Below are 7,566 nucleotides of genomic sequence, written 5' to 3' on the forward strand. Positions count from 1 at the left end.
GGTCTAACCCTCCCCTACGCCGGCATGATTTTGCAAAGTGTTGCCTTGGTCTCTTGCATCTGCGTGACCGAGTCATAGCCGTAGGTTTGTACGGTATTGGTCGATTCACCCAAAACATATGGATCGGCGCCATCAGGGTATTTGGACCGGCGATCCTCGCCCTGATAGTAGCCGCCAAAGTGGAACGGCATAAAGGCAACGCCGGCACCGACGCGTTCGGTAACCATCGCTTTCACCTTGATCTTGCCGCCTTCGGGGCCATGCACCCAGACATCCTTGCCATCCCGCACCCCAAGGTCGTTGGCGTCGCGCGGGTTGATCTCGATGAACATGTCCTGCTGCAATTCGGCCAGCCACGGGTTTGACCGCGTCTCGTCGCCGCCGCCCTCGTATTCGACCAGACGGCCAGAGGTCAGGATGATCGGAAACTCCTTGGAGAAGTCGTTCTTCTGGATAGATGCGTAAAGCGTTGGCAACCGCCAGAAGTGCTTGTCCTCGTAGGTCGGGTAATCCGCCACCAGATCGCGTCGGCTGGAATACAGCGGTTCGCGGTGTGTCGGCACCGGATCGGGGAAGTTCCACACAACCGCGCGGGCCTTGGCGTTGCCGAAGGGCGCACATTCGTGCTTGATCGCGACGCGCTGGATGCCGCCGGACAGGTCGGTCTTCCAGTTGGTCTTTTCCGCCGCAACCGCGTCGATCGACGCGCGTTCCTCGGCAGTCAGATCCCCGTCCCAGCCCAGATCCATCAGCATCTGCATGGTGAATTCAGGGTAACCGTCCTGAATTTCCGACCCGACGGAATAAACCCCGTCCGCCAGCAGATTGTCACCGTCGCGTTCCACGCCGAAACGGGCGCGGAAGGTCAGGCCACCTTTGGACACAGGTTGCGACATATCGTAAAGGTTCGCAGTGCCGGGGTGGTTCATCTCTGCCGTTCCCCAGCATGGCCAGGGCATGCCGTAGTAGTCACCGTCGGCAGGGCCACCGACCGCACGCAACGTCGTGGTATCGAACGTATGCTGGTTGGCCATGTGCAGCTTCATCCGCTCGGGGCTTTGCCCTGTGTATCCGATGGTCCACATGCCGCGGTTGAACTCGCGGGTGATGTCCTCGACGTTCGGCTCGTCCTCGGAATCCATCGCGATGTTCTTCAGCATCCGGTCGGCAAAACCGAACTTTTTGGCGAACAGCGCGATGATCGTCTGGTCGGGCTTGCTCTCGAACAACGGGGCGAAAATCTGGTCGCGCCACTGCAAGGACCGGTTGGATGCCGTGACCGAGCCGCGCGTCTCGAACTGGGTCGCGGCGGGCAGCAGGTAAACGCCGTCTGTGCGGTCGTGCAGAATGGCCGAAACCGTTGGATAGGGGTCAACCACCACAAGGATGTCGAGCTTTTCCATCGCCTCTTTCATATCCGGCTGACGGGTCTGCGAGTTGGGCGCGTGGCCCCACAGAACCATGGCGCGGGTATTATCAGGCTGGTCGATGTTTTCCTTGGCTTCCAGCACACCGTCGATCCAGCGCGACACCGGAATGCCGGTTTCGTACATCAACGGCTTGTCCTTGCCATCCTTGCCCTTGATGGTGGCAAAGCGGCCTTTCAGCCAGTCCATATCTTCCTCCCAGACGCGGGCCCAATGCGCCCATGATCCGGCGGTCAGGCCATAGTAGCCCGGCAGCGTATCTGCCAGAACACCAAGGTCCGTGGCGCCCTGCACGTTGTCGTGGCCGCGGAAGATATTCGTGCCGCCGCCCGATACGCCCATGTTGCCAAGGGCAAGCTGCAGGATGCAGTAGGCGCGGGTGTTGTTGTTGCCGTTGGTGTGCTGCGTGCCACCCATGCACCAGATCACGGTGCCGGGGCGGTTGTTGGCCAGCGTGCGGGCAACCCGCTCCATCTGCGCACCGGGAACACCGGTAACGCGCTCTGTCTCCTCGGGGGTCCATCTTTTCACTTCTTCGCGGATCTGGTCCATGCCCCATGTGCGGGTGCGCATGAACTCGCGGTCTTCCCACTCGTTCTCGAAGATGTGCCACAAAAGCCCCCAGATCAGGGCAACGTCCGAACCGGGACGCATCCGCACATATTCGTCGGCATGGGCCGCCGTCCGTGTAAAGCGCGGATCGCAGACGATCAGCGGCGCGTTGTTTTCTTCCTTGGCCTTCAGGATATGCAGCAGCGACACGGGGTGCGCCTCGGCGGGGTTGCCACCGATCAGAAAGATCGCCTTGGAATTGTGGATGTCGTTATAGCTGTTGGTCATGGCGCCGTAGCCCCATGTGTTCGCAACGCCGGCCACAGTCGTCGAATGGCAGATCCGCGCCTGGTGATCCACGTTGTTCGTGCCCCAGTAGGCGGCGAATTTGCGGAACAGATAGGCCTGCTCGTTCGAGTGCTTGGCCGACCCCAGCCAGTAGACGCTGTCAGGGCCGCTTTCTTCGCGGATCTTCAGCATCTGGTCGCCGATCTCGTTGATCGCGTCCTCCCAGCTGATGCGGGTCCATTCGCCCGCAACCAGTTTCATCGGGTATTTCAGGCGGCGTTCGCCGTGAGCATGTTCGCGCACGGATGCACCCTTGGCACAATGCGCGCCCAGATTGAACGGGCTGTCCCAGCCGGGCTCTTGCCCGATCCACACACCGTCCTTGACCTCGGCCAGAACCGTGCAGCCAACCGAACAATGCGTGCAGATGCTTTTGATGATTTCCGTCTTATCGCTCGCGGCTTGTGCCTCGGCACGGCGGACAGTGCCACCCGTGGCCGACAATGCCGCCAGCCCGCCGATCGCCAACCCGGAACCCCGCAGAAATCCGCGACGGTCCACTTTGCGCGATGCGATATTCGAAAGAACAGACGTACCGCGGGAGCCTTGCGCAATCCCTTGTGTCTTCTTTCTAAGCATAGTTGCTTCCTCCCTATGGGTCTTGCGACCCGATTGTGAACGCAGACGCTGGAATGGGATCAGGGCCGAATGCAACCGTCACCCAAGGATAGCGCTGCGCGGCGAGCCTAGAACCTTGCGGTTTCCAGATATTTCTTCACGTGCTCTGTCTTGCGCAGACCTGTGCCCAGATCGACTTCGGCAGCTTCCGCCTCGACGCCCGATATTGCCAGCGCAGCAACCGCTGCCGGCGCGCCCGTGCCTGCAAGTTTCAGAAAGTCGCGGCGGCTTGGTGTTGTTTTGTCATCAGCCATTGTCTTCCTCCCTTTCGTTATAATCCTGGACATAGACCATGTCCGTTACTCTTCCAATCGAAACGCTTCGCTCTCGATCTGCATGAAAACCCGACCGATTGTGCCGACAGGCGCATAAAAAACAGAGTTTTTAGCCGCCTCCAGATCCGAGAAAAAGTGACCGGCCCAAGGGCCGATATGTACACGGAAAAAGTCGTTCTGCTCGGCCAAAGTGACAGCTGCTCCGAACTCTCCGCGGATCAGGCCCGCCATCATTTCGCAAAGCGAGGCGATGTTGTCCTCTGGCTCATAGACGTTCTCGGCCCGGGTGATGCCGATTTTACGCATGTCCTGACGCAGGCGCGACAGGGGTTTTTCGTTCAGAAAGCCGGTCATGTAAAAGCTGGCGTAGGGCAAAAGTTCGCCCCGACCCAAACCGATGAACAAGGCGTTGAATTCCTTGGTCACGGCCTTGGGGCGGATTTTTCCCGCAAGACCGGCCAGCGTATTGACGCCAATGCCCAACTCGCTGCTGTCACCCGTCAGACCCTGGATATGCGCAAGCACGCCCTCTGTTGGCGGCTTGGAAATCAGCACGGCCAGCAGGTTGTAAAGATCCGCCCGAAGAAGATCTTCGGCAGACGCGGCAGCGTCATTGTCGGCGGCTTTCAGCGCAGAATCCATAAATTTTTGCTTCCTTTTGTTGATAGTTTACCCGCAATTATCCCATTTTGGCAAAAAGAAATTACCAGTTCTAGAATTTAATTCCGATTACTTATCATTGTCTTAGCCATCATCCGTGTCGAACTGCATACGACGGGGCACCGGAATCGCGGCAATTTCCTCGTCTTCGTCACCCAGCACCTGCACGTCCCTGTCTGCAGTATCGGTTCCTTTTGGCGGCTCGCCACCAATGACCTGCCCGTCCAGCCGCACTGACGACAGCGGCTCTTGCTCCGGCATGTCCGGTGCTGCTTCGGCGATCTCGTCATCGGTCATCTCATCGACCGCCTCGGTCACGCGCTTCACAAATCCTTCGCCAACGACATAGCTGGTCGACAGGTTTTCCACGACCGTCGCCGCCGCAGTGAAATCCTGTTCATAGTCGTTCAGCCCGTCCAGATTGGCCAGAACAGGGTTGCTGGTCCAAAGGCGTCGCAGGGCGCGCTGCCTGATCTGCTTTGGCACGGCCTGCCCCAGAAACTGCTTGAAATCCGCCCCAAGCCCCAGATCGTCCGGGTCGGGCAACCCCAGATGCTCCAGCACCTCGGCCTCTGACATCTGCTCGAAATCCACCTCGGGCGTGACCTCGGGCGCGACGTCGGGCTCCGGTTCGGGCGCGGCCTCCTTGCGGGCCTCTTGCTTACGCGCCTCTTGCTTGCGCTGGGCCCAGCGACCAAGAAACCCCTCTTCCGGTTTTTCCGCCATCAGTGTTCCTGCCGTTTCTTCAGCGATCCGGGGGCGCGGTAGACATCCGCGTCCTGCACCACACGTGCATCGCCGATCCCGTCCTCGTGCAGATCGACCCGCGACTTGTTGCGCTGCCGCTTCACGAAGGGTTCATATTCATAATGCATTTTCACGAAATCGTCGATCCACGAGGCCAGCAAAACCGGCATCGGCACGCTTTCGACAAGTGACTCGCCGCTGTCCAGATAGTCCTGCGCCTCATAGGCAGAGGCGGTGACTTTGGTCACGGTGTAGCCGTCCGGCGATGTGCCCGTCTCGTCGCGGTCCAGAATGACAAAGACCGCAGGGCGCGCCATGTTCAGGCTGACAAGATAGGCCTCTATCTCGGCGCGGTGCAGGGTGATCGGCACCGTGGCGGCATGGTATTCCACGGCCTCGCCCTCGCGGCGCAGTTCTTTCCAGTCGGCAGGTGCCGCACCGGGCAGCACAGCCACCGGCACCGTGTGCCATTTCACCCAACGCGTCACACCCGGCGTGCGCCGTATCACGACGCCGACAGGCATTGACACCGTCCAGCTTGCAGTTCGATCCGTCATGTATCCTCGCCGTCGCATCAGGGCAAATGCCCTTTGCCATCTGTGCACACCTAGTCTGGAACAGACCGGGGCCAAGAACAAGTTTAATTGTCTGACATAAGCAACACCCTTGCTTGACAGCGGCCACGGGATTTGACCCTCTAGGCGCAACAGCGAAGGGGAGACGACAAAAATGGCCAAGGCAAAGCACCTGCTGGTTTGCGACTGCGAAGGAACGATGACGCTGGACCCCGAGGCGTTGCGCAAGGCCGCCGGTGCCGAAACCGTCCGCAAGACAACAGCCCTGTGCATGGGTGATATGGATGTCGCGGCCAAGGCGCTGTCGGGCGACGGGCCGGTTTTGATCGCCTGCGGGCAACAGGCACGGCTTTTCGCGGAACTTGGCGCGGACATCGCGCAAACCGCTGGCGTGTCTGCCGATCTTCTGACCATCGACATCCGCGATCGCGCTGGCTGGACCTCCGACAAAAACGCAACGGCCAAGCAGGCCGCCCTTTTGGCAGAGGGTCTGCTGGACCACCCCGCGACGCCGGTCAAGGACGTGATATCCAGCGGCACCTGCCTGATCCTTGGCGACAGCGCCGTGGTGCTGGACGCGGCAAGACGGCTGTGCGATGCGCTGGCGGTCACCTGCATCCTGACCGATACGCCCGATGATCTGGTGCCTTCGCCAGACTTCGATGTGGCCCTTGGCCGGCTAAAATCCGCATCCGGCACGCTGGGTCATTTCAGCGTCGTCGTCGATGGCTACGCCCCCCTGTCGCCTGCGGGCCGCGGCGGTGCAGGGTTTGCGCGGGCCAAGGACGGCGCGAAATCCGCCTGTGATATCCTGATCGACCTGACCGGCGCCTCCGCCCTGTTCCCCGCCCCCGAAAAACGCGAGGGCTATCTGCGCGCGGCCCCCTCCGATGCTGTGGCGCTGGAAAAGCTGCTGTTCGAGGCCGCAACCCTGACCGGCACCTTCGAGAAACCGATCTACATCCGCTACGACGCCAGCCTCTGCGCCCACTCCCGCGCCTCGCAACAGGGGTGCACGCGGTGCCTGGACGTCTGCCCGACAGGGGCGATCCTGCCCATGGGCGACACCGTGCGCATCGACCCTGATGTCTGCGCCGGCTGCGGGGCCTGCGCGGCTGTTTGCCCCTCGGGTGCCGCCGCCTATGACGATCCGCCCGTGGCGTTCCTGTTCGCGCGATTGCGGACCCTTGCCAGCACCTACAGGGGCGCGGGCGGCACCGGGGCGCGGGCGCTGTTCCATGACCCGGAATTCGGCACCGAACTGATCGCGCTGTCGGCCCGGTTCGGGCGCGGCCTGCCCGCCGATGTCATCCCGATTGCCGTCGCCAACGTCGAGGGGATCGGCCATGCCGAATGCATCGCCGCCCTTGGCGCAGGTTTTTCCGAGGCGCTGATCCTGTCCGGCCCGCACACCGACCCAAGCGCGCTGGGGCCGCAAACCGAACTGGCCGCAGCCATCGTCGCGGGGGCAGGCCACGACGCCTCGCGCATCCGCGTGATCGACCCGCGCGACCCCGACGCGCTCGAGGCCGCACTGTACGGCACCGCCCATGCGCCGCTCGTCCTCTCGCCCATTTTGCCGATCGGCGGACGGCGCGATGTGACCCGCCTTGCCGCAACCGCCCTGAGCGGTGGCGAAACGCCGGTCATCGCCCTACCCCATGGCGCGCCTTACGGCGCCATCGCGATCAATTCCGACGCCTGCACGATGTGTCTGGCCTGCGTTTCGCTGTGCCCTGTCGGGGCACTGGGCGACAACGCCGACAGGCCCGAAGTCAACTTCCGCGAGGCGGCCTGCCTGCAATGCGGCATCTGCGAAAGCACCTGCCCGGAGAACGCCATCACCCTTGTCCCACAACTGGACCTGTCAAAAGAGGCGCTGTCGACCCGCGTGCTCAACACCGAAGACCCGTTCGATTGCATCGAATGCGGCCGCCCCTTCGGCGTGCGCTCCACCATTGAAAAGATCGTGGAAAAGCTGTCCGGCAACCACTGGATGTATACCAATTCCGACAACACAAAGCTGGTGCAGATGTGCGACGATTGCCGCATCCGCGCCCAGTATCATTCGGAAAACTCGCCGTTCAAGCTGGGCGAAAAACCAAAGACCCGCACAGCGGACGACTATTCGTGACAGGCGTCAGCGGGGAACCCGATGGGGGGGGCGGTAAATTGGTCAGAAAAACTGCCGGTTGCTTGACTTCCATGGCGCGGTCCCCGCACTGTTGAAACCAGTCGCGGGGGGGGGGGGGGGGGGGGGGGGGGGGGGGGGGGGGGGGGGGAAGGGGGGGGGGAGGAGGGGAGGGGGGGAAGGGGGGGGGGGGGGGGGAGAGAGGGGGGGGGGGGGGGGTGGTGGAGGGGGGG

At 62.0% G+C, this 7,566-nt stretch carries 6 protein-coding genes; 1 reads left to right on the top strand and 5 read right to left on the bottom strand.

Translation table 11 applies throughout. The features are described 5' to 3' along the window. Window positions 1-14 precede the first annotated feature (14 nt). From ACEN2R_RS12775 to ACEN2R_RS12795, 5 genes are all read right to left on the bottom strand, one after another. Window positions 15-2,906, bottom strand: coding sequence for a formate dehydrogenase subunit alpha (locus ACEN2R_RS12775; protein ID WP_442042752.1), 2,892 nt, complete (start codon window positions 2,904-2,906; stop codon window positions 15-17). A 107-nt stretch (window positions 2,907-3,013) separates the two neighbouring features. After that, window positions 3,014-3,199 carry a twin-arginine translocation signal domain-containing protein gene (locus tag ACEN2R_RS12780; RefSeq protein ID WP_442042754.1) on the bottom strand — a complete coding sequence of 62 codons (186 nt, stop codon included), beginning with the start codon at window positions 3,197-3,199 and terminating at the stop codon, window positions 3,014-3,016. Window positions 3,200-3,244: 45 nt separating this feature from the next. Next, window positions 3,245-3,862: a TorD/DmsD family molecular chaperone gene (locus ACEN2R_RS12785; protein WP_442042756.1), complete on the bottom strand. Its 618-nt coding sequence runs from the start codon at window positions 3,860-3,862 to the stop codon at window positions 3,245-3,247. Between the two features lie 102 nt (window positions 3,863-3,964). Beyond that, window positions 3,965-4,606, bottom strand: a complete 642-nt coding sequence (locus ACEN2R_RS12790) for a DUF3306 domain-containing protein (protein WP_442042758.1) — start codon at window positions 4,604-4,606, stop codon at window positions 3,965-3,967. Continuing rightward, on the bottom strand, window positions 4,606-5,184 hold the full coding sequence (locus tag ACEN2R_RS12795) for a DUF3305 domain-containing protein (RefSeq protein ID WP_442042760.1): 579 nt from the start codon (window positions 5,182-5,184) through the stop codon (window positions 4,606-4,608). The genes ACEN2R_RS12790 and ACEN2R_RS12795 overlap by 1 nt, the downstream gene beginning before the upstream one ends. A gap of 172 nt (window positions 5,185-5,356) precedes the next feature. Between ACEN2R_RS12795 and ACEN2R_RS12800 the strand changes: the two genes are divergently transcribed. Next, window positions 5,357-7,336: a 4Fe-4S dicluster domain-containing protein gene (locus ACEN2R_RS12800; RefSeq protein ID WP_442042762.1), complete on the top strand. Its 1,980-nt coding sequence runs from the start codon at window positions 5,357-5,359 to the stop codon at window positions 7,334-7,336. The last annotated feature ends 230 nt before the right edge of the window (window positions 7,337-7,566 follow it).

It is taken from the genome of Pseudogemmobacter sp. W21_MBD1_M6 (genome assembly GCF_052119585.1).
Lineage (GTDB): Bacteria > Pseudomonadota > Alphaproteobacteria > Rhodobacterales > Rhodobacteraceae > JBGQOJ01.